Source organism: Blattabacterium cuenoti (assembly GCF_014251695.1).
In the GTDB taxonomy this organism is placed as follows: Bacteria; Bacteroidota; Bacteroidia; order Flavobacteriales; family Blattabacteriaceae; genus Blattabacterium; species Blattabacterium cuenoti_T.
In genome coordinates this window covers 198,224-219,069 of record NZ_CP059195.1, presented here as the reverse complement: position 1 = coordinate 219,069, position 20,846 = coordinate 198,224, and the positions used below count along the sequence as shown (strand labels likewise).

Annotated in this window: 21 protein-coding genes; 12 read left to right on the top strand and 9 right to left on the bottom strand. The window is 25.8% G+C overall.

The features are described 5' to 3' along the window. Positions 1 to 9 precede the first annotated feature (9 nt). From hisC to hisIE, 6 genes are read left to right on the top strand one after another with little or no spacing between them, the layout of a single operon-like run. On the top strand, positions 10 to 1,095 hold the full coding sequence (hisC, locus tag H0H62_RS01015; RefSeq protein ID WP_185860894.1) for a histidinol-phosphate transaminase: 1,086 nt from the start codon (positions 10 to 12) through the stop codon (positions 1,093 to 1,095). Next, positions 1,095 to 2,261 (top strand): bifunctional histidinol-phosphatase/imidazoleglycerol-phosphate dehydratase HisB, encoded by a 1,167-nt coding sequence (gene hisB / locus H0H62_RS01010; RefSeq protein ID WP_185860998.1) that lies wholly within the window; start codon positions 1,095 to 1,097, stop codon positions 2,259 to 2,261. Before hisC ends, hisB begins: the two co-directional genes overlap by 1 nt. A 15-nt stretch (positions 2,262 to 2,276) precedes the next feature. Further along, the gene (hisH, locus tag H0H62_RS01005) at positions 2,277 to 2,867 is read left to right on the top strand and encodes an imidazole glycerol phosphate synthase subunit HisH (protein ID WP_185860893.1); all 591 of its coding nucleotides are present in this window, start codon (positions 2,277 to 2,279) and stop codon (positions 2,865 to 2,867) included. 10 nt (positions 2,868 to 2,877) lie between these two features. Continuing rightward, entirely contained in the window at positions 2,878 to 3,612 is a 735-nt protein-coding gene (gene hisA, locus H0H62_RS01000; protein WP_185860997.1) for a 1-(5-phosphoribosyl)-5-[(5-phosphoribosylamino)methylideneamino]imidazole-4-carboxamide isomerase, read from the top strand. Between the two features lie 12 nt (positions 3,613 to 3,624). After that, the gene (hisF, locus tag H0H62_RS00995) at positions 3,625 to 4,377 is read left to right on the top strand and encodes an imidazole glycerol phosphate synthase subunit HisF (RefSeq protein WP_185860892.1); all 753 of its coding nucleotides are present in this window, start codon (positions 3,625 to 3,627) and stop codon (positions 4,375 to 4,377) included. A 31-nt stretch (positions 4,378 to 4,408) separates the two neighbouring features. Continuing rightward, positions 4,409 to 4,993, top strand: coding sequence for a bifunctional phosphoribosyl-AMP cyclohydrolase/phosphoribosyl-ATP diphosphatase HisIE (gene hisIE, locus H0H62_RS00990; RefSeq protein ID WP_185860891.1), 585 nt, complete (start codon positions 4,409 to 4,411; stop codon positions 4,991 to 4,993). A 6-nt stretch (positions 4,994 to 4,999) separates the two neighbouring features. Here the strand turns inward: hisIE and H0H62_RS00985 are convergent, their stop codons facing one another. Genes H0H62_RS00985 through rsmA form a run of 3 tightly spaced genes read right to left on the bottom strand, consistent with a single transcriptional unit; the run spans position 5,000 to position 7,255 of the window. After that, the gene (locus H0H62_RS00985) at positions 5,000 to 5,611 is read right to left on the bottom strand and encodes a 7-carboxy-7-deazaguanine synthase QueE (RefSeq protein WP_185860890.1); all 612 of its coding nucleotides are present in this window, start codon (positions 5,609 to 5,611) and stop codon (positions 5,000 to 5,002) included. A gap of 4 nt (positions 5,612 to 5,615) precedes the next feature. Continuing rightward, positions 5,616 to 6,476, bottom strand: a complete 861-nt coding sequence (locus H0H62_RS00980; RefSeq protein ID WP_185860996.1) for a bifunctional 5,10-methylenetetrahydrofolate dehydrogenase/5,10-methenyltetrahydrofolate cyclohydrolase — start codon at positions 6,474 to 6,476, stop codon at positions 5,616 to 5,618. Beyond that, positions 6,476 to 7,255: a 16S rRNA (adenine(1518)-N(6)/adenine(1519)-N(6))-dimethyltransferase RsmA gene (rsmA, locus tag H0H62_RS00975; protein ID WP_394366703.1), complete on the bottom strand. Its 780-nt coding sequence runs from the start codon at positions 7,253 to 7,255 to the stop codon at positions 6,476 to 6,478. Before rsmA ends, H0H62_RS00980 begins: the two co-directional genes overlap by 1 nt. Before the next feature lie 67 nt (positions 7,256 to 7,322). Here rsmA and serS point away from each other — a divergent pair, with 67 nt between their 5' ends. Next, entirely contained in the window at positions 7,323 to 8,591 is a 1,269-nt protein-coding gene (gene serS / locus H0H62_RS00970; protein ID WP_185860889.1) for a serine--tRNA ligase, read from the top strand. 13 nt (positions 8,592 to 8,604) lie between these two features. Continuing rightward, positions 8,605 to 9,567 (top strand): methylenetetrahydrofolate reductase [NAD(P)H], encoded by a 963-nt coding sequence (metF, locus tag H0H62_RS00965; protein WP_185860888.1) that lies wholly within the window; start codon positions 8,605 to 8,607, stop codon positions 9,565 to 9,567. Between the two features lie 14 nt (positions 9,568 to 9,581). Here metF and H0H62_RS00960 read toward each other — a convergent pair whose 3' ends face one another. Both H0H62_RS00960 and H0H62_RS00955 read right to left on the bottom strand, forming a co-directional pair. Continuing rightward, entirely contained in the window at positions 9,582 to 10,565 is a 984-nt protein-coding gene (locus tag H0H62_RS00960; RefSeq protein WP_185860887.1) for a pyruvate dehydrogenase complex E1 component subunit beta, read from the bottom strand. Between the two features lie 103 nt (positions 10,566 to 10,668). Beyond that, entirely contained in the window at positions 10,669 to 11,316 is a 648-nt protein-coding gene (locus tag H0H62_RS00955; RefSeq protein ID WP_185860886.1) for a hypothetical protein, read from the bottom strand. 170 nt (positions 11,317 to 11,486) lie between these two features. Here H0H62_RS00955 and H0H62_RS00950 point away from each other — a divergent pair, with 170 nt between their 5' ends. Next, on the top strand, positions 11,487 to 12,131 hold the full coding sequence (locus H0H62_RS00950) for a bifunctional nuclease family protein (RefSeq protein ID WP_185860885.1): 645 nt from the start codon (positions 11,487 to 11,489) through the stop codon (positions 12,129 to 12,131). Between the two features lies 1 nt (position 12,132). Here the strand turns inward: H0H62_RS00950 and H0H62_RS00945 are convergent, their stop codons facing one another. After that, positions 12,133 to 12,615: a dihydrofolate reductase gene (locus tag H0H62_RS00945; protein ID WP_185860884.1), complete on the bottom strand. Its 483-nt coding sequence runs from the start codon at positions 12,613 to 12,615 to the stop codon at positions 12,133 to 12,135. A 33-nt stretch (positions 12,616 to 12,648) separates the two neighbouring features. Between H0H62_RS00945 and H0H62_RS00940 the strand changes: the two genes are divergently transcribed. Further along, positions 12,649 to 15,306 (top strand): valine--tRNA ligase, encoded by a 2,658-nt coding sequence (locus tag H0H62_RS00940; protein ID WP_185860883.1) that lies wholly within the window; start codon positions 12,649 to 12,651, stop codon positions 15,304 to 15,306. 5 nt (positions 15,307 to 15,311) lie between these two features. Here H0H62_RS00940 and H0H62_RS00935 read toward each other — a convergent pair whose 3' ends face one another. The 3 genes from H0H62_RS00935 to ndk form a co-directional block, all read right to left on the bottom strand. Then, a complete protein-coding gene (locus H0H62_RS00935) occupies positions 15,312 to 16,049 on the bottom strand; it encodes a TPM domain-containing protein (RefSeq protein ID WP_185860882.1) in 738 nt (245 codons plus the stop codon). 68 nt (positions 16,050 to 16,117) lie between these two features. After that, complete coding sequence (locus H0H62_RS00930; protein ID WP_185860881.1) at positions 16,118 to 16,720, bottom strand: LemA family protein; 603 nt, start codon at positions 16,718 to 16,720, stop codon at positions 16,118 to 16,120. A gap of 31 nt (positions 16,721 to 16,751) precedes the next feature. Next, positions 16,752 to 17,183: a nucleoside-diphosphate kinase gene (gene ndk, locus H0H62_RS00925; RefSeq protein ID WP_185860880.1), complete on the bottom strand. Its 432-nt coding sequence runs from the start codon at positions 17,181 to 17,183 to the stop codon at positions 16,752 to 16,754. A gap of 89 nt (positions 17,184 to 17,272) precedes the next feature. On the opposite strand from ndk, the gene H0H62_RS00920 reads away from it, so the two are divergent. Together H0H62_RS00920 and H0H62_RS00915 are read left to right on the top strand one after the other, a co-directional pair. Then, positions 17,273 to 19,744 carry an alpha-ketoacid dehydrogenase subunit alpha/beta gene (locus tag H0H62_RS00920; protein WP_185860879.1) on the top strand — a complete coding sequence of 824 codons (2,472 nt, stop codon included), beginning with the start codon at positions 17,273 to 17,275 and terminating at the stop codon, positions 19,742 to 19,744. Between the two features lie 36 nt (positions 19,745 to 19,780). Continuing rightward, complete coding sequence (locus tag H0H62_RS00915) at positions 19,781 to 20,842, top strand: branched-chain amino acid aminotransferase (RefSeq protein ID WP_185860878.1); 1,062 nt, start codon at positions 19,781 to 19,783, stop codon at positions 20,840 to 20,842. Positions 20,843 to 20,846: the final 4 nt, after the last annotated feature.

Here is a 20,846-nt window from a genome sequence, read left to right as displayed (position 1 = left end):
TGTAAATGCATGAATAAATTTAATTTAAATTCTCTAATTAGAGAGAATATTTTAAATCTAGATCCTTATATATCTGCTAGAACAGAACATCATCAAGAAAAAAATTCAATTTTCTTAGATGCTAATGAAAATTCTTTCGGTTCCCCTTTATCTTTTCTAAATTCTTATAATAGATATCCGGATCCTTTGCAAAAAGAATTAAGAAAAAAAATATCAAGTTTTAAAAATATTTCTCCATCTAAAATATTTTTGGGAAATGGAAGTGACGAAATTATTGATTTGGTCTACCGTATTTTTTCTCGTCCAGAAATAGATAATGTTATTATTTTTCCTCCTACTTATGGTATGTATGAGGTTAGTGGAAAAATTCATGGAGTGGATATAATTAAAATTTTTCTTATAGAGGAAAGTTATCAATTAAATTTAGATAAAATAGAAAAAATTATGAATCCTCATAGTAAAATCATTTTTATTTGTTCTCCCAATAATCCTACTGGAAATGATCTAAAAAGAGAAGATATAGAGAAGATTACGAAAAAATTTACAGGAATTGTTGTTTTAGATGAAGCATATATAGATTTTTCGAATCAAAAATCTTTATCTATGGAAATTGATAAATATCCAAACTTAATTATTCTACAAACACTTTCTAAATCTTGGGGTTTAGCTGGGGCAAGAATAGGGATAGCCATTGCTTCTGAAGCGATTATACAATGGATGAATAAAGTAAAACATCCATATAATATCAGTATGCTTTCTCAAGAGATAGCTATTAAAGCTTTAGAAAATAGAGACTTATTTTTTTTTCATTTAAAAAATATTCTTGCAGAAAGAGAGTATATGCAAGAATCCTTAAAAAAAATTCCTATAATACAAAAAGTATATCCTAGTTCCGCTAATTTTTTATTAGCAAAAATAAATTTTTCTTCAAAAAATCTTTATCAATATCTAATGACAAAAAAAATTATTGTGAGAGATCGTTCAAAAATCATTTTATGTGATAACTGTTTAAGAATTACAGTAGGAACTCATGAAGAAAATGAGTATTTAATAAATCAAATACAAAAATACTCCATTCAAAAAATAAAAAAATGATGAAAAAAATATTATTCATTGATAGGGATGGGACAATTATACAAGAAACCCCTCCTACTTATCAAATTGATTCTATTGAGAAAATAAATTTTTATCCAAAAGTTATATTTTTTCTTTCAAAAATTGTACAAGAATTTGATTACGATTTAGTTATGATATCAAATCAAGATGGGTTAGGAACAGATCAGTTTCCTGATAATATTTTTTGGCCTATACATAATCATATTTTAAATATTTTAAAAACTGAAGGAATTCATTTTATTTCTGTTCATATAGATAAAACTTTTCCGGAAGAAAAATCACAGAATAGAAAACCTGGAATAGGAATGCTAACAAATTATTTAAAATCGGATTATTACAATATTTCAAAATCTTTTGTAATTGGAGATAGATTAACAGATGTTTTATTGGCTAAAAATTTAGGATGTAAATCTATATGGATTAAAAATAATCATCATTATAAAAATTTTACAAAAGAAGAAAAAAATTACTATTCTAGTATAGATGAAAAAGATCTGAAAAAAATAATTGCTTTAAAAACTGACACTTGGAAAAAAGTTTATGAATATTTATTATCCATTCCAACAAAAAAATCCGTTCATCAACGAAGGACGTTAGAAACCAATGTTAAAATTTCTATTTTTCTTTATGGAAAAGGAAGATCTCATATTAAAACTGGTTTGGGTTTTTTTGATCATCTTTTACAACAAATTGCATTTCATAGCTCTATAGATTTGAATATTCAAACAATAAAAGGAGACCTTTATGTAGATGATCACCATACTATAGAAGACGTTGGTATTACTCTAGGAGAAATTTTTTATCAAGTTTTAGAAAATAAAATAGGAATAGAACGTTATGGGTTTTATTCTCTTCCTATGGATGATAGTTTAGCTACAATTGCATTAGATCTTGGAGGAAGAAGTCATTTATTTTGGAAAACAAAATTTTTTAGGGAAAAAATAGGTAAAATTTCAACTGAAATGTTTTTTCACTTTTTTAAATCCTTTTCTGTATCTGCCAAATGCAATTTACATATTCATGCTATAGGAAAAAATGATCATCACAAAATAGAATCTATTTTTAAATGTTTTGGAAGAGCTATGAAAATGGCAATACAAAAAAACTCGTCTACTCATATACCTAGTACTAAAGGTATTTTATAAAAAATTTAAAATATTATGAAAACGATTATCATAAAATACCCTGCAGGAAATGTGCAATCGATTCTTTTTTCTTTAGAAAGAATTGGGGTTAAAGCTACAGTAACAGATTCAAAAGAGTTGATTCAAAATGCAGAAAAAATTATTTTGCCTGGAGTTGGAGAAGCTAATTATGCTATGAAATATTTAAAAGAAAAAAAATTGGATTTACTTTTGTCAAAATTAAAACAACCTGTATTGGGAATATGTTTGGGGATGCAATTACTTTGTAAGTATTCAGAAGAAAGCAATACTACATGCATAGGAATTTTTGATTTATTAGTAAAAAAATTTCAATCTAATGATAAAAATGAAAAAGTTCCTCAAATAGGTTGGAACACGATTCACAAACTAAAAGGATCTTTATTTAAAAAAATTCCAGATGGGAGTTATCAATATTTTGTTCATAGTTATTATGTTCCTTTAGGAAAATATACAACGGCAAAAACAGAGTATATAATCACTTACAGTGCTGCACTACAAAAAAATAATTTTTATGCTGTACAATTTCATCCAGAAAAATCTTCTTATGTAGGACATAAAATATTAGAAAATTTTATTCAATTATAAATTTATGATAATGGATATTATAGTAGCTATAGATTTGATTGACGGGAAATGTGTTCGATTAATACAAGGTGATTTCAGAAAAAAAAAAATTTATAATAAAGATCCGTTAGAAATCGCTCTTACATTAGAAAATTATGGAATATCTAGACTTCATTTAGTAGATTTAGATGGAGCAAAAAAAGGAAGAGTTATACATTGGAAAATTTTAGAAAAAATAGCAAAGTATACACATTTAATTATAGATTTTGGAGGGGGAATTCATTCGGAAAAAGATATTCGTACTGTATTTGAAAATGGAGGACATATGGCAACTGTGGGGAGCCTTGCTGTTAAAAAACCTTTTCTTATAAAAGAATGGATTTCTACTTATGGAGAAGATAAAATATTATTAGGAGTAGACATTAAAAACAATAAAATAGCAATTGATGGATGGACTCAATTTATTGACTTTCCATTTTTCGATTTTTTACAAGAAAAAAGTAATCATGGAGTTAAAAAAATTTTTTGTACAGATATATCTAGAGACGGAATTCTATCAGGCCCGTCTTTTCTTTTGTATAAAAAAATTATTGAAAAATTCCCCAATATTGACTTTATCGCAAGTGGAGGAATTAGTAATATGGATGATGTAAACAAATTGTTTAATTTTGGTTGCAGTGGAGTTATTATTGGAAAAGCTATATATGAAAATAAAATATCATTGTTTGATATTCAAGATTGGATTGAAAAAACAATAAAGAAATAATAATAATTAAAAATGTTAGCTAAACGTATTATCCCTTGTTTAGACATAAAAAATGGAAGAACAGTAAAAGGAGTAAATTTTAAATATTTAAAAGATGCTGGAGATCCAATACAATTAGTTTGTTGGTATACAAAACAAGGAGCAGATGAATTAATATTCTTGGATATTACTGCAACAAATGAAAAACGTAAAACATTAATTAGCTTAGTAAAAGATATTTCTCGTCATATTAATATTCCTTTTACGGTTGGTGGAGGAATTCGAGAGGAAAAAGATGTTGAACTCTTGTTAAATGCGGGAGCAGATAAAATATCGATTAATACTGCTGCTTTTAAAAATCCAAATATTTTAGAACGTCTTTCTAAAAGATTCGGAAGTCAATGCATTGTTTTAGCAATTGATACTAAATATGAAGAAAATGAATGGTGGGTATATTTAAATGGAGGAAGAATTTCAACTCATACCAAAACTTTAGATTGGGCTAAGGAAGGGACTAATAGAGGTGCGGGAGAGATATTATTAACATCTATGAATCATGATGGAACAAAAAATGGATTTGCATTAGATATTACTAGAAAAATATCAGAAAATATTGATACACCGGTCATCGCTTCAGGTGGAGCTGGAAAATTAGAAGATTTTTACAAAATATTTAAAACTGGAAAAGCGGATGCTGCTTTAGCTGCCAGTATATTTCATTATAAAGAAATAGAAATTCCAAAATTAAAATTTTATTTAAATCAACTTCATATACCTGTAAGATAAGATTAAAATAGAAAATAAAATATATAAAAAAATGATAAATTTCAAAAAAGGTTTAATTCCCACAATTGTTCAAGATTCAAAAACAGATAAGGTATTAATGTTAGGTTATATGAATCAAGAAGCTTATAAAAAGAGTATGGATGAAAAAAAAGTGACTTTTTATAGCAGATCAAAAAAAAGATTATGGACTAAAGGAGAGATTAGTAAAAATTATCTTTTTATTAAAGATGTATTAGTAGATTGTGACGAAGATACATTATTAATAAAAGCAATACCATCAGGTCCTATTTGCCATAAAGGAACGGACACATGTTGGAAAGAAATGAATAAAAAGAATTTTCTATTTTATTTAGAAAATATAATATTGGATAGAATTCAAAAAAAAAAAGACAATTCTTATATATATCAATTATCAAAAAAAGGAATTAATAGAATATCCCAAAAATTAGGAGAAGAAGCAGTGGAACTTATCATTGAATCTAAAGATAATAATAAAAATTTATTTTTAAATGAATCTGCGGATTTACTTTTTCATTATCTCATTCTTTTGAAAAAAAAGGGATTTAAAATTCAAGATGTTATTAATATTTTGGAAAAAAGACATTCAAAATATTAATACTTACTAAGGTAGATTTAATATTTTATGAATTTGAAGAGATATTCTCCATTTAGGATTTTTTTTAATGTAAGAAATAATTTTTGGAAGAATACTAAAAATATTATTCCATTCTGGTTGTAGAAATAAGAAACAATTAGCAGCTTCTATATAAGTAGCTTGTTCTTCCGCAAATAAGAAGTCATTTTTATCCGAAATAACAATTTTTAATTCATTAATTTTTTTATAATTTTCTTGTAAAGGAAGTTTTATTTTTTTAGGAGAAATTGTAATCCAATCTACATATTTTTCTTTTATAGGATAAGAACCTGAAGTTTCAATATGAATACGATATCCTTTTTTTTTAAGTTTTTTAATTAAAGGATATAAATCCCACATTGTAGGTTCCCCTCCAGTAATAATAACAGTTTTTACTTGATGATTATTTACATTAGCAATAATTTTATGAATTGGAACGAAATCTTTTTTTTTTATATTCCAACTTTCTTTTGTGTCGCACCAATTACATTTTATATTACATCCTTCAAAACGAATAAAGTATGCAGCTATTCCATAATAATATCCTTCTCCTTGAATAGAATAAAATGATTCTTGTATAGGATAACTAATCTCTTTCACTTACTTATCTATTATTTAATGCTGCCATTAAAGTATTTTTAAGTAACATAACACGAGTCATAGGTCCTATTCCTCCTGGAACAGGAGTCAAATAAGATGCCTTTCCATAAACACTATAAAAATCAACATCTCCTAATATTTTTTTTTCATTTTTGTGAATTCCTACATCTATAACAATGGCTCCTGTTTTAATCATTTTTCCTTTAAGAAATCCAGGAATTCCTACTGCTACTATAATAATATCTGCTTGTTTTGTATAATATTCTATGTTTATAGTTTTACTATGAGTAAGTGTTACAGTACTATTTCCAGTATCATTTTTTCTACTCATGAGTATGCTAATTGGTCTTCCAACTATTCTACTCCTCCCAATTATAACAGTATATTTTCCAGATATTTGAATTTTATATTTTTTCAAAAGAGTTAATATTCCTAATGCAGTAGCGGGAACAAAAGATTTCATATCCAAAGCCATTTTTCCAAAATTTTCAGGATGAAATCCATCTACATCTTTTTTAGGATTTATAGATAAAATAATTTTATCATGATTCATGTGTTTTTCTAGAGGAAATTGCACAATAAAACCATCTACATATGGATTTTGATTCATTTTTTTTATTTCTTTCAATAATTCTTTTTCTAAAGTATTTACAGATAAATGTATTAAAGAATATTCGATTCCAATATTTTTGCACTCTTTAATTTTGTTATTAACATATGTAATACTAGAACTATTATTTCCTATTAAAATAATTCCAAGATGAGGAATCCGCTTATTTTTGTTTAATATTTTTTCTTTTATAATTTTTGATATTTCATTTCTGATTTCTTTAGCTAACAGATTTCCATCTAATAATTTAGTTATCATTTCCTAATTTCTATTTCTTTTGTTAATTTAAGAAATTCTTTTACAGATAATTCTTCTGCTCTTTTATTTAAAAATGGAATTTTGTGAAAATTTGGAATATGGTTGAAGAATTTTAAAGAATTTTTTAATTTTTTTCTTCTTTGATTAAAAGCAATTTTAACGCATTGAAATAACATATTTTGATTGCAATAAATAATTTCATTTTTTCTTTTTAAAGAGATCACTGCTGATTGTACATTAGGAATAGGAAAAAATACCTTTTCTGTTACAGTGAAAAGATATTTTACTTCATAAAATGTTTGAACTAAAACTGATAAAATTCCATAAGTTTTTTTCCCTTTATAAGATGTGATCCGTTTTGCTACTTCTTTTTGAAACATACCAACGCATTCTGGAATGTATTGATAGTATTTTAATATATGAAATAATATTTGAGAAGAAATTTTATAAGGAAAATTTCCTATAATTGCAAAATTTTTCAATTTTATTTCTTCAGGATTCCATTTTAAAAAATTTTTATGAAGAATTTGATTTTTAGGAATAAAAAATTTTCTTTTTAAAAAAGAAATCAATTCTTTATCAATTTCTATCAAAAAAACATGATTGGATGGATTAGCTAATAAATATTGAGTTAGGATACCTAATCCTGGGCCTACTTCTACTACTGTGTTGTAATTTTTAAAAGAAAGATAATTTACAATTTTTTTTGCTATATTTTGATCTTTTAAAAAGTGTTGGTCAAATTTTTTTTTATAAAAAAGTTTATGCATTTGCATCATACAAATATAGAAAATATTATTTGTATCTTGTGCACAAATAACGATTATAGTTTTTCATAATGATATGCTTCAAACCTCTTTTATACGAAAAAATAAAGAAAAAGTTTTATTGGGATTAGAAAAACGTAATTTCAAAAAATTACATTTGATAAATGAAATATTAATTTTAGACGAAAAAAAAAAAATAATTCAAAACATTCTCAATAAAATATTGGAAAAAGAAAATTTAATATCAAAAAAAGTAGGTCACATTTTAAGTTTATGTTATGATGATTATAAAATAAAATATTTAAAGGAAAAATCTTTTTTTCTAAAAAAAAAAAGAAAAAATATTAATATTCGATTAGAAAAAATTTCCCAAGTTTTAGAAAAAAAATTAAATCAAATCCCTAATATTCCTGATGAAAAAGTAAAAAAAAATTCTGAAAAAAATAATATTCTTTTTCAAGAAGGTAAAATTCATTGTTCTATTAAAGATCCTCTACCACATTGGGAATTATCTAAAAAATTTCGTTTATTCGATTCAAATTTAGGAACAAAAATCTGCGGTTCCGGTTTTACGGTTTATATGGGAAAAGGTGCAAAATTACAAAGAAGTTTAATTCGATATTTTTTAGATCAAAACATACAAGCTTCTTATACAGAATATAGTTTACCTTATCTTATTAATGAAAAATCTGGATATTCTACAGGACAAATTCCGGATAAAGAAAATCAAATGTATTTCGTAGAAAAAGATAATTTTTATTTAATTCCTACTGGAGAAATTCCTATTATGAATTGTTATAGAGATAGAATCCTAACAGATTTAGACCTTCCTATTAAAGCCACTACTTATACTTCTTGTTTTAGAAGAGAAGCTGGTTCTTATGGAACAAAAGTTAGAGGATTAAATAGATTACATCAATTTGAAAAAGTTGAAATTATTCAGATAACTACCCCCAGTTTATCTTCTTATTCTCTGGAAACAATGATTTTACATGTAAAAAATATTTTAAAATCTCTAAATCTTCCCTTTCGTCTTATTCGTTTAAATGGGCCAGATCTTGGATTTTCTTCTTCTATAACTTACGATTTTGAAGTTTATTCTATTGCACAAAAAAAATGGCTAGAAGTAAGTTCTATATCAAATTGTACGAATTTTCAATCTAATAGATTACATCTAAAATATAAAACTCCTACAGGCAACATAGAACTATGTCATACTCTTAATGGGAGTGCTTTAGCTTTACCACGAGTGATAGCTGTTTTATTAGAAAATAATCAAACTGAAAATAGAATTAATATTCCTAAAGTTTTGGTTCCTTATACAGAATTTGATCATATTAAGTAAAAATTTTTGTGTTATGAAAGTGATTGAGCATATAGATAAAGCAAAGAAAAGTTTATTTTCTTTTGAAATATTGCCACCTTTAAGAGGACATGATATTAAAGATATATTTTCTACTTTAGATCCATTAATGGAATTTAACCCCCCTTTTATTGATGTGACTTATCATAGAGAAGAATTTATTTATGTAGAAAAAGATAATGGTCTTTTACAGAGAAAAAAAATTTCAAGACGTCCAGGTACCGTAGGTATTTGTGCAGCTATTATGAATAAATACGGAGTAGATGCCGTTCCTCATCTAATTTGTGGTGGGTTCAGTAAACAAATGACGGAAAACGCTTTAATAGATCTAAATTTTCTAGGAATAGACAACGTTTTGGTTCTTAGAGGGGACCCATTAAAATCTGAAAAAAGTTTTATTGCTCAAAAAGATGGACATAAACATGCAGTAGAACTAGTGAAACAAGTTAAAGATTTAAATATAGAAAAATATCATAATAAAACGTTTATTGAGAAAAAAGAATCTACATCGTTTAATTTTTGTATTGGAGTCGCTGGATATCCTGAAAAGCATTTAGAAGCTCCAAATATAGAAAGTGATTTATTTTTTTTGAAAAAAAAAGTAGAAGCAGGAGCTGATTATATTGTAACTCAAATGTTTTTTGATAATAATAGATTTTTTTCTTTCGTAAAGAAATGCAGATCAGAAGGTATTTCAGTTCCTATTATTCCTGGTATTAAACCTATTTCTTCTAAAAAACAATTAAATAGTCTTCCATCTCGTTTTTATTTAAATATTCCTAATGAATTAGTCAAAGAAGTAGAAAAAGCAAAAAACAAAAAAAATGTATCTCATATTGGAATTGAATGGGCTATTCATCAATCTAAAGAATTAAAAAATTATGGGATAGAAGTCATTCATTATTATACCATGGATAAACCAGAAAATATTTATAAAATTGTTCAAGCTATTTATTGATATTTTTAAAAAAATTACACATTTAAATAAAGAGTTGTTTTTATCGCATTGATTATTTTATCTTCATTAGGAAACCAAGTTTTCACTAAATTAGAAGCATAAGGAGCAGGAGTATCTAACAAAGATATTCTATTAATAGGAGCATCAAGATAATCAAATGCATTTTTTTGTATAAAATATGAAATTTCAGAAGAAATAGATGAAAAAGGCCATGATTCTTCCAAAATTAGTAAACGATTAGTTTTTTTTACAGAAAATAGGATAGATTCATAATCTAATGGACGTATAGTACGGAGATCTATTACCTCTACACTAATATTTTCTTTATCTAATTTAGATGCGACATTTAAAGCTATTTTCATGATCTTTCCAAAAGAGACTAAACTGATGTCCGTTCCTTCTTTCTTTACATCTGCTTTCCCTATAGGAATAATATATTCTTCATCTGGAATCATCATTTTATCTCCATACATTTGTTCAGATTCCATAAAAATTACTGGATTATTATCTCTTATAGAAGATTTTAAAAGACCTTTTGCATCATAAGGATTGCATGGAATAACTACTTTTAATCCAGGACAACTCGCATACCAACTTTCAAAAGATTGAGAATGTGTAGCACCTAATTGTCCAGCAGAACCAGTGGGGCCTCTAAAAACAATGGGAATATTCCATTGTCCTCCACTCATATAACGTATTTTTGCTGCATTATTGATAATTTGATCCATGGCAATTAAAGAAAAGTTAAAAGTCATGAACTCAATAATTGGTCTACATCCATTCATAGCAGATCCTACCCCAATTCCAGAAAATCCTAATTCCGAGATAGGAGTATCAATTACTCTTTGTGCACCAAATTCTTTTAACATTCCTTTAGAAGCTTTGTAAGCTCCGTCATATTGAGCCACTTCTTCGCCCATTAAATAAACACGATCATCTCTTCTCATCTCTTCACTCATAGCTTCTGCTATAACTTCACGGAAACTCTTTGTTTTCATAATCTATATAAGAGGTATCAATTTTGAATTAAAAAATATAAAAAAACAACGGAAAAGAAAGACTCTCCTTTCTTTTCCGTTGTTTAACAAATAATGAATAAATCTAATTTTTAGTTTCTTTTTTTGAATTTTTCAAAAAAAATTCTTGTTTTTTTTGTAAATATATTTCCTCGTTTTTAGCTTCTGTTAATGTTTTTGTTAATTTATTTAAAAGGATATTTTTTTCTTTAAGTATTTTAAATTTTTCTTTTCCAAATTTCTTTTGATCTTCAAAATCTTTTTGAGCTTTTACTTGCTCTTCTGAACCTACAGGTTTAGATCTCATTATCATTTTTTTTTTCCTAACTTTCTCTAGAATTCCTTTTTGAATTTCTGCCATTTTATCGTATTCATCAAAATTTTTTGTATTTTCTTGTTCTAATTTTTCTATTTTTTCTCTTATTTCTTTTATTTGTCTAGATAAATCTTCTGGATCTATATCCTCCATCTTAAAAGAATACTTAGGATTTTCATCATCATCAGTATCTGTTTTAGTTGAATCTGTAGGAGGAGTTTCTGAGGGGGCAGGAGTTGTCGTTGCTACAGTAGTAGAAGGAGAATTTGGAACAGAAGAAGTTGTTCCAGTTGTAGAGGTATTATTCTTTATGCCGGATTCTTCTTCCCCTGCAGAAGTTATATCATCACTACAGGAAATAATCAATCCTAACATTAAAAATATTGTTGGAATCAACAATCTAAACGAAGTATTCATAATAAAAGTTATTTAAATATTATTATTAAATATATAAAAAAAAATTATTACATATAACTAAGAATTTTATTATATTAATTATTGTTACTCCAATTCATTCAATAAATTTCCAAAATTAGTATATTTGGATGTGATAGTGAGGTTGGATTTATTATAAATTATATATTCCTATGGATCAATTTATTAGATTAGCTGTACGAGGAATCTCCTTAAGTCAAATACAATCTGGGATATATGTTTTATTGCTTGAAGAAGAATCTGGAAAAATAAAACTTCCGATTATTATAGAAAGTCTGCAAGCTCAGTCTATTGCTTCTGCTTTAGGAAAAAGAGATCCATATAGATCTTTTACACATGATTTATTTCTTTCTTTAGCAAAAGAATTTAATATTAAATTAAAAGCAGTAGTTATATATAAACTAGTAAATGGAATATTTTTTTCTTATATTTTGTTAGAAGGAGATTACATAGAAAAAGAAGGAAAAAAAATAGAGAAAAAAGAACACAAAATAGATTCAAAAACATCAGATGCTGTGGCTTTAGCAGTCCGATTTCAAGCTCCTATTTATACAACAAGAGAAATTTTTGATAAAGCTGGTATATATTTTGAAAATGGGGCTCCTAAAGAAAAAGAAAATGATACTTCTGAAACAGAAATGGAAAATAGTGCTCTTCTTTTTTTTAAAGAAAAAAGTCAACAAGATTTAGAGAATATGACAGAAAGAGATTTAAACGCTTTATTAAATCATGCGGTAGTCAATGAATGTTATGAGCTTGCAGCACGAATAAAAAAGGAATTGGATAGAAGAGAATAAATTATTTTTTTCTTTCAAATTTAATAAAGCTGTAGTTAAATAAATGATTTTTATCTTTTTCATAAAAAAATTCATATATTTTATTCCACTTGTTAGTCTCTATTTTTGGAAATTTAGCATCTCCATCAAATTTTTTATGAACTAGTGTTAGTTCTATAATATCTGCTTTTTCAATTATGGAGGAATATGTTTTTTCTCCTCCTATAACAAATATTTTTTTGTATGTTAAATTTTCTATTTGTTTAATAGAAGAAACAATTCTAACATTTTTTGAGTATAAAAAGTTTTTTTTTGTGAGTATAATATTTTTTCTTTTCGGAAGTATTTTTCCAATAGATTCAAAAGTTTTTCTTCCCATCAAAATTATTTCACCAGTGGTGAAATCTTTAAAACGTTTTAAATCATTAGGTAAATGCCACATTAATTGATTATTTTTCCCTATGAATCCATTTTTTGAAACAGCAGCAATAAGAACTATTTTCATGATTATTTCAATTTTTTTTATAATTTTAAATTTATGGATATTTCAATGAAATACGATCCAAAGTCGGTAGAAAAAAAAAGATATCATTATTGGATGAAAGAAAATTATTTTTCATCTTATCCAGATGATCGAATTCCTTATGCTATAGTAATGCCTCCTCCAAATGTAACTGGAGTTCTTCATATAGGTCATATGCTAAATAATACTATACAGGATGTTTTAATTCGATATGCAAGAATGAAAGGATATAATACTTGTTGGATTCCGGGAACGGATCATGCATCCATTGCTACAGAGGCTAAAGTTGTACATCAGTTAAAAAAAAGAGGTTTATCTAAGATTTTTTTAGGAAGAGAGAAATTTTTGTATTATGTGATGAAATGGTCTAAAAAACATAAAAACATTATTTTTAATCAACTTAAAAAATTGGGATGTTCATGTGATTGGAATCGTACTCAATTTACGATGAGTCCAAAATTATCTCAATCTGTAACGAAAGTTTTTATTGATTTATATGATCAGGGATATATATACAGAGGGTACCATGTTGTCAATTGGGATCCAGAAGCTCAAACAACTCTTTCTAATGAAGAAGTTCTTTATAAAGAACATATTGGAAAACTTTATTATTTAAAATATAAAATAAAAGGAGAAGAAAACTATGTTACTGTAGCTACAACCCGTCCTGAAACCATATTTGGTGATACAGCAATTTGTTTTCATCCTGACGATAAACGTTATTATCATTTAAAAGGAAAATATGTTAAAATACCAATAGTAAATAGATATATTCCAATTATACAGGATTCATATGTAGATCCAAATTTTGGAACTGGATGTTTAAAGATCACCCCCGCTCATGATATACATGACAAAAATATAGCAGATAAACATAAATTAGAAATAATTGACATTTTCAATAAAAATGCGACTTTAAATGAAAAAGGTCTTCATTATAAAGGGATGGATCGTTTTAAAGTAAGAAAAAAAATCATAGAAGAACTCAATGAGTTAGAAGTTATTAAAAATATAGAAAAACTGAATCATAAAATAGGGTTATCGGAACGAACTTTATCAGTAGTTGAACAAAGACTATCTCTTCAATGGTTTTTAAAAATGAAAAAAATATCTATTCCTGCTATAGAAGCTATAAAAAATGGAGATATTCAATTTTATCCTAATAACTTTTGTAAAACTTATTTTAAATGGATGAATCAAATTCATGATTGGAATATATCTAGACAATTATGGTGGGGGCATCGTATTCCAGTTTATTATTATGGTAATAAAATTGATAATTTTGTAGTTGCAGAAAATTTAGAAAAAGCATTAGAAAAAGCAAGATATAAAAGTAAAAATCCATATTTAACTCATAATGAAATATGGCAAGATTCGGATGTTTTAGATACCTGGTTTTCTTCTTGGATATTACCTTTATCTGTATTTGATGGAATTCATCATCCTAATAATCCTGAAATTAGTTATTATTATCCTACGGAGGAGATAGTGACAGGTTCAGATATATTATTTTTTTGGATTGCACGTATGATTATGTCTGGTTTTTTATTGAAAGGGTCTAAACCCTTCAAAAGGGTTTATTTTACTGGAATTATTAGAGATTATGAAAATAATAAAATATCAAAATCATTAAATAATTATACAAATCCTATAGATTTAATTAATAAATATGGGGCCGATGCTGTTCGTATGGGGCTTATGCTTAAGAATAGTGTAGGAAAAGATTTTCATTTTGAAGATAAAATATGTTTACAAGGAAGAAATTTTTCTAATAAAATATGGAACGCTTTTCGTTTAATTCAAAGTTGGAAAGTTACAAAAAATAAATGTATTTCTAATTCTTCTTTATTTGCTATTAAGTGGTTTAAAAATCGTTTTTATTATGTTTTGAATATATTTGATAAATATTTTTTAGAATATAAATTAGATGAATCATTAATGATTTTATATAAATTAATTTGGTATGATTTTTGTTCTTTTTTTCTTGAAGGAATTAAACCTATTAATGGGAATAAATGTATTCCAGAATTGGTGTATTTAAATGCTGTTGAATTTTTTGAAAATATATTGAAATTATTACATCCATATATGCCATTTATTTCAGAAGAAATTTGGAATCTTATTAAAAAAAGAAAACCGAAAGAAGCTTTAATTGTTTCTTCTTGGCCTGAAAAAAAATATTATGATTATGATATTTTAGTTTCTTTTGAAAAAGCGACCAAAATAATATCTAAAATACGTAATATTAGAAATCAAAATCATATTTCTCATAAAAAAAGTCTTGTTTTATTTTCTATAAGAAAAAAAGAAAAAGAATATGATTCCATTATCTTAAAGTTAGCTAACTTAGAGAAAATAATTTCTGTATCAAAAAAACCAGAAAATATACCGTTTTTCTCTTTTTTTTTAGATACAGATCAATTTTTTTTATCTTTAGATTCGAAAGATAAAAAGTTCCATATGAATCATATGGACATTGTTAAAATTGAAAATAAAATTCAATATTTTTGTAATTTATTATCTATAATTAGAAAAAATTTATATAATGATAAATACGTAGCTTCTGTTCCAGAAAATTTACTTATTAAAGAAAGAAAAAAAGAGAGTGATACATTAAATAAAATAATGAAACTAAAGGAGTATTTAGAATATTTAAAGAAACATTTAATATAATAAAATCACCAACTACTACTACTCCCTCCTCCTCCAAAATTCCCACCCCCTCCAAAACTATCAAAATCTTCATCCTGATTATGATAAGAATTTTGATTTCTGAATAAAAAATTTGTTAAAAATAATGTATTTAATAATGAAACGTTTGTTTTTTTTTTGATAAAAAATAAATAAAATAATAAAAACATGATAAAAAAAATACTTATGTTAAAATTCCATGTAAAAATATTTTTTTTATTCTGTTTTTTTTTATATTTATTTTTTAAAATTTTAAAAATTTCTTTAGTTCCATTATCGATAGCTTGATAATAAAGATTATTTTTTAATATAGGTTTTATGTTTTTAATAATCTTTTTAGTTAAAAAATCGGTAATATAAGGTTCTATTCCATACCCATTTTGAATAGATATTTTTCTATCATGAATGGATAATAATATAATTATTCCATTATTTTTGTGAAATTTTCCAATTTTCCATTTTTCTCCCCATTGAGAAGCTAATAAATTTGGATCTTCTCCATGAAGATCCTGAATAATGGAAACCAAAATTTCTGTTGATGTAATTTTAGAATATGAAATGAGTTTTTGATTTAATTTATCTATTTCTATTTTTGATAAAACTCCTGCATAATCCTGTATAGGATATATTTTTTTTGGAGCTATAGGAATATAAAATTGTCCTTGTATTAAATTTGAACAAAAATAAATTAAAATAATTAAAATGGATTGAATAATTTTTTTCATAATTTTTTTGAATGGATCCTTTTTTTTTCTATCCTATCCCATTTCATATAAATGAGAATATAATTAACTTAATTCGAAAAATCTATAATTGGAGGTTTTTTTGATCCTATTTGAGATTGGAAATATCCTTTTTCTTTAAATTGATAAAAAAAGTTTGCAATTATAATTTTTGGAAATTGGTTTCTATAAGTATTAAAATTATTTACTTTTTCATTAAAACGGTTTCTTTCTACACTGATACGATTTTCTGTTCCTTCTAATTGATTTTGTAATTCATAAAAATTTTTTGTTGATCTAAGATTAGGATAATTTTCCACAATAAATAATAATTTACTGACAGTCTTATTTAAGTGATCTTGTACTTGTTGAAATTTATTGATTTGATTTTGATTTAAATCATTTGTATTTATAGAAATAGAAGTAGCTTTTGCTCTAGCTTCTATTATTTGACTTAATGTATTTTTTTCAAAATTAGCAGATCCTTTTACTGTATTTACCAAATTTGGAATTAAGTCAACTCTACGTTGATAAACATTTTCTACTTGTCCCCATTGTGTTTTAATATTTTCATTAAGTTTAACTAGGTTATTGTATGTATTAGCTATCCATAACATGGTTACAGATATAAAAATAAAAATGGAAAAAATAGATATCAGAAAATTTTTTTTCATATGAGAAAAAATTTTATTAATTACAAATTTTTTAAAAAATTTCTCTATTAGAAAAATAAAACAAACATTCTTTAAAAGCATTTTTATTAGTATCGGATCCATGTATAGCGTTTTCTTCTAAAGAGGTTGCATATAAGTTTCGTATAGTCCCTTTTTTTGCGTGTACTGGATTTGTATTTCCAATTAATATTCTAAAATCTTTTACGGCATTTTCTTTTTCTAATATTACAGATACAATTGGCCCAGAAGACATAAATTTTACTAACGATTCAAAAAATAACTTTTTTTTATGTTCTGCATAAAATTTTGTAGCTAATTTTGGGGAAAGTTCTGTCATTTTTAGCGCTATAATGTGAAATCCTGCATGAACTATTTTAGATAATATAGGAGTTACATATCCTTTTTTCACCGCGTCTGGCTTTATAATAGAAAGAGTAATATTTCCAAACATATGATCTATCATAGTCTTTATTATCTTGAAAAACATTTAAAATTAAATAAAGAATTTCATAAATGAAAATTCCTGTATTTTCATGTAAAAAATGAAAATTTATGAATTTTCACAATCAACAATATATTGATGATGAAGAAATCTATTTTGATTTTGATTCATTTCAAAAAATGGTTTTAAATGATTATAAATTAGCACGAATTAGTCGTGAAACTAGCATTCTAGGTCGAAAAGAAGTTTTAAATGGAAGAGCGAAATTTGGGATATTTGGAGATGGAAAAGAAATTCCTCAATTAGCTATGGCAAAAGTTTTCAAGAATGGAGATTATCGATCTGGATATTATCGGGATCAAACGTTTATGATGGCGATTGGAGTTTTAACTGTTAAGAATTTTTTTTCTCAATTATACGCACATTCAGATTTAGTAGCAGAGCCTGTTTCGTCGGGAAGAATGATGACTGCACATTTTGGAACACGTTTTTTAAATGAAGATGGAAATTGGAAAAATCTTATAAAACAAAAAAATTCTAGTGCGGATATTTCTTCTAGTGCAGCTCAAATGCCTAGATTGTTAGGGTTAGCTCAGGCTTCTAAAATTTATAAAGAATTAAAAAATTTAAAAAATACACATAAAATGTTTTCTCATAATGGAAATGAAGTAGCATTTGGAACCATTGGGAATGCTAGTATTTCTGAAGGTTTATTTTGGGAAACATTGAATGCTGCTTCAGTTCTACAAATTCCGATTATACTTTCTATTTGGGATGATGAGTATGGAATATCTGTTCCGAATAAATATCAATTTTCAAAACAAAATATTAGCGATATTTTATCTGGTTTTCATAGAAATAAAAAAGAAAAAGGAATAGAGATTATTCGAGTAAATGGATCTAATTATATAGATCTCACAAAAACATATATTAAAGCAGATAAAATAGCTAGGAATGAACATGTTCCCGTTATAATACATGTAACAAATTTAACACAACCCCAAGGCCATTCTACTTCCTCTTCACATGAAAGATATAAATCAAAAGCACGTTTAGAATGGGAAATGAATAATGATGGTATCAAAAAATTTAGAGATTGGATTCTAAATTTTAAATTTAGAATTAATAAAAAAGATTATCGTAAAATAGCCAATGTTAATTTTTTAGATAAAATAGATATAGAAGCTAAAGAATATGTAACAAATGAAAAAGAAAAAGCTTGGAAATCATTTTTAACCCCTATTAATCAAATTAAAAATGAAGTTGTAAATTTTTTATATAAAATGCAAGATAATTATGCAGAAAATAAATGGATCAATAAATATGTTAAAAAATATATAAAAGAATTACATGATGGAACTAAAAATTATCCTACAAAAAAAGCAATATTTCGGATTGCTAGAAAAGTATTATATCTTTTATCAGAAATTAAATTTGATACAAAATATTGTCTAATAGAATGGATAAAAAAAAAATATGATGAAGAACAAAAAAATTATTCTTCTCATTTATATAGTATTTCTGAAAAAGCTTCTGTAAAAATAACAGAAATTTTTCCTGTATATAATAATAACTATGAAGTAGATGGAAGAATTGTATTAAGAGAAAATTTTGATAAATTGTTGGAATTACATCCGGATCTTTTAATTTTTGGAGAGGATGTAGGAAAAATGGGGGATGTTAATCAAGGATTGGAGGGATTACAAAAAAAATATGGTAAAATTCGTATTTTTGATACAGGAATCCGTGAATCTACTATCCTAGGACAAGGAATAGGTCTTGCGATGCGAGGGCTTCGTCCTATAGTTGAAATTCAATATTTAGATTATATTTTGTATGCTTTACAAATTATGAGTGATGATCTAGCTTGTTTACAATACAGGACAAAAGGAGGACAAAAAGCTCCTGTTATTATTAGAACTAGAGGACATCGTTTGGAAGGAATATGGCATTCTGGTTCCCCAATGGGTGGAATTATTAATTATTTGAGAGGGATTTTGGTACTCGTTCCAAGAAATATGGTCAAAGCTGCTGGCTTTTACAACACTTTATTGTCTGGTGATGATCCTGCTCTAGTTATTGAATGTCTTAATGGATACAGAATAAAAGAAAAATTACCAAAAAACTTAGGTTTATTTAGAACTCCTATTGGAATAGTAGAAAAAACAAGAATAGGGAAAGACATTACTATAGTTACTTACGGTTCTACATGGAGAATTGTCAATGAGGCAGCAGAAGAATTATATAATCTTAATATAGATCCTGAAATAATCGATATTCAATCTTTATTACCCTTTGATTTACAAAAAGATATTGTTAAAAGTTTACAAAAAACAAACAGATTATTGATTATAGATGAAGATGTTCCAGGAGGATCTTCAGCTTATATTCTACAGAAAATATTAGAAGAACAAAATGGATACTATTATTTAGATAGTCCGCCTGTAACGATGACAGCTCAAGAACATCGTCCCCCTTATGGATCAGATGGAGATTATTTCTCGAAACCTTCTGTTGAAAATATTGTAGAAAAAGTATTAAAAATAATGAATGATAGTTTGAATACTAAGTATTTTAAATAATATATTTGTTTTATTTTTATTAATGTTTTTTTATTTATGAAAATAGAAAAAATAATACAATCTAGGATTGTAGAAATGGATTTCAATAATATTATCTTTGGTAATCAGTATTCTGACCATATGTTTTGTTGTGAATTCGAAAATGAAGAATGGAAAAATTCTATTATTAAGCCTTTTGGAAATATAATATTATCTCCTGTATCTCTTGTCTTTCATTATGGTCAAGCTGTTTTTGAAGGAATGAAAGCTTACAAAGATAAAAATGAAGAAGTTTTTTTATTTCGTCCAAAAGAAAATTTTAAAAGAATAAATAGATCTGCTATTCGTTTAGAAATACCGCCTATCCCAGAAAAAATTTTTATGAATGGATTAAAAAAATTAATAGATATAGATAGAAATTGGATCCCAAAAAATTATGGACAATCTTTATATATTCGTCCTTTTATCATTGCTACCAGTGGAGTTTTATCAGCTCAACCTTCTAAAAATTATATGTTTATAATTATATCGACTCCTGCAGATACCTATTACAAAAATCCATTAAAAATTAAAATAGAAGAAAAATATAGCCGTTCTGCATCAGGAGGAGTAGGATTTACTAAAGCTGCTGGTAATTATGCTTCTTCTTTTTATCCTACTCGACTAGCTAACGAAAAAGGTTTTGATCAAATATTATGGACGGATTCTTCTACTCACACAATAATAGAAGAATCTGGCACTATGAATGTTTTTTTTTATTTAAATAATAAACTTATTACTCCAAAAGCAAATGATAATATATTAAGTGGAATTACCTGCAAAAGTATTCTTTCTTTAGCTAAAAAAGAGGGGATCTTCGTCGAAGAACGAAATTTAAGCGTTTCAGAAATTATAAAAGGATTGAAAACAGGTGAATTGAAAGAAGCTTTTGGTTGTGGAACTGCAGCTGTTATAAATTATTTCAAAACAATTAGCTATAAAGAAGATGATTTTTATTTGCCTGATATTGAAGAAAAAAAAAGAATATCTTTTTATCTAAAAAAAAGATTATTAGATATACAACATAATCTATCAGAAGATCCTTTCGGATGGAGAGTACAATTAAAAAGATTTTTGTGAAAAA

Coding starts and splice junctions, on each gene's coding strand:
- hisB (WP_185860998.1), top strand. CDS start 1,095: ATGAAAAAAATATTATTCATTGATAGGGATGGGACAATTATACAAGAA.
- H0H62_RS00950 (WP_185860885.1), top strand. CDS start 11,487: ATGGATCAATTTATTAGATTAGCTGTACGAGGAATCTCCTTAAGTCAA.
- ndk (WP_185860880.1), bottom strand. CDS start 17,183: ATGATAGATCATATGTTTGGAAATATTACTCTTTCTATTATAAAGCCA.
- metF (WP_185860888.1), top strand. CDS start 8,605: ATGAAAGTGATTGAGCATATAGATAAAGCAAAGAAAAGTTTATTTTCT.
- hisF (WP_185860892.1), top strand. CDS start 3,625: ATGTTAGCTAAACGTATTATCCCTTGTTTAGACATAAAAAATGGAAGA.
- H0H62_RS00935 (WP_185860882.1), bottom strand. CDS start 16,049: ATGAAAAAAATTATTCAATCCATTTTAATTATTTTAATTTATTTTTGT.
- rsmA (WP_394366703.1), bottom strand. CDS start 7,255: ATGCAAATGCATAAACTTTTTTATAAAAAAAAATTTGACCAACACTTT.
- hisH (WP_185860893.1), top strand. CDS start 2,277: ATGAAAACGATTATCATAAAATACCCTGCAGGAAATGTGCAATCGATT.
- hisC (WP_185860894.1), top strand. CDS start 10: ATGAATAAATTTAATTTAAATTCTCTAATTAGAGAGAATATTTTAAAT.
- H0H62_RS00930 (WP_185860881.1), bottom strand. CDS start 16,720: ATGAAAAAAAATTTTCTGATATCTATTTTTTCCATTTTTATTTTTATA.
- hisIE (WP_185860891.1), top strand. CDS start 4,409: ATGATAAATTTCAAAAAAGGTTTAATTCCCACAATTGTTCAAGATTCA.
- H0H62_RS00940 (WP_185860883.1), top strand. CDS start 12,649: ATGGATATTTCAATGAAATACGATCCAAAGTCGGTAGAAAAAAAAAGA.
- H0H62_RS00915 (WP_185860878.1), top strand. CDS start 19,781: ATGAAAATAGAAAAAATAATACAATCTAGGATTGTAGAAATGGATTTC.
- H0H62_RS00960 (WP_185860887.1), bottom strand. CDS start 10,565: ATGAAAACAAAGAGTTTCCGTGAAGTTATAGCAGAAGCTATGAGTGAA.
- H0H62_RS00955 (WP_185860886.1), bottom strand. CDS start 11,316: ATGAATACTTCGTTTAGATTGTTGATTCCAACAATATTTTTAATGTTA.
- H0H62_RS00945 (WP_185860884.1), bottom strand. CDS start 12,615: ATGAAAATAGTTCTTATTGCTGCTGTTTCAAAAAATGGATTCATAGGG.
- H0H62_RS00920 (WP_185860879.1), top strand. CDS start 17,273: ATGAATTTTCACAATCAACAATATATTGATGATGAAGAAATCTATTTT.
- hisA (WP_185860997.1), top strand. CDS start 2,878: ATGGATATTATAGTAGCTATAGATTTGATTGACGGGAAATGTGTTCGA.
- serS (WP_185860889.1), top strand. CDS start 7,323: ATGCTTCAAACCTCTTTTATACGAAAAAATAAAGAAAAAGTTTTATTG.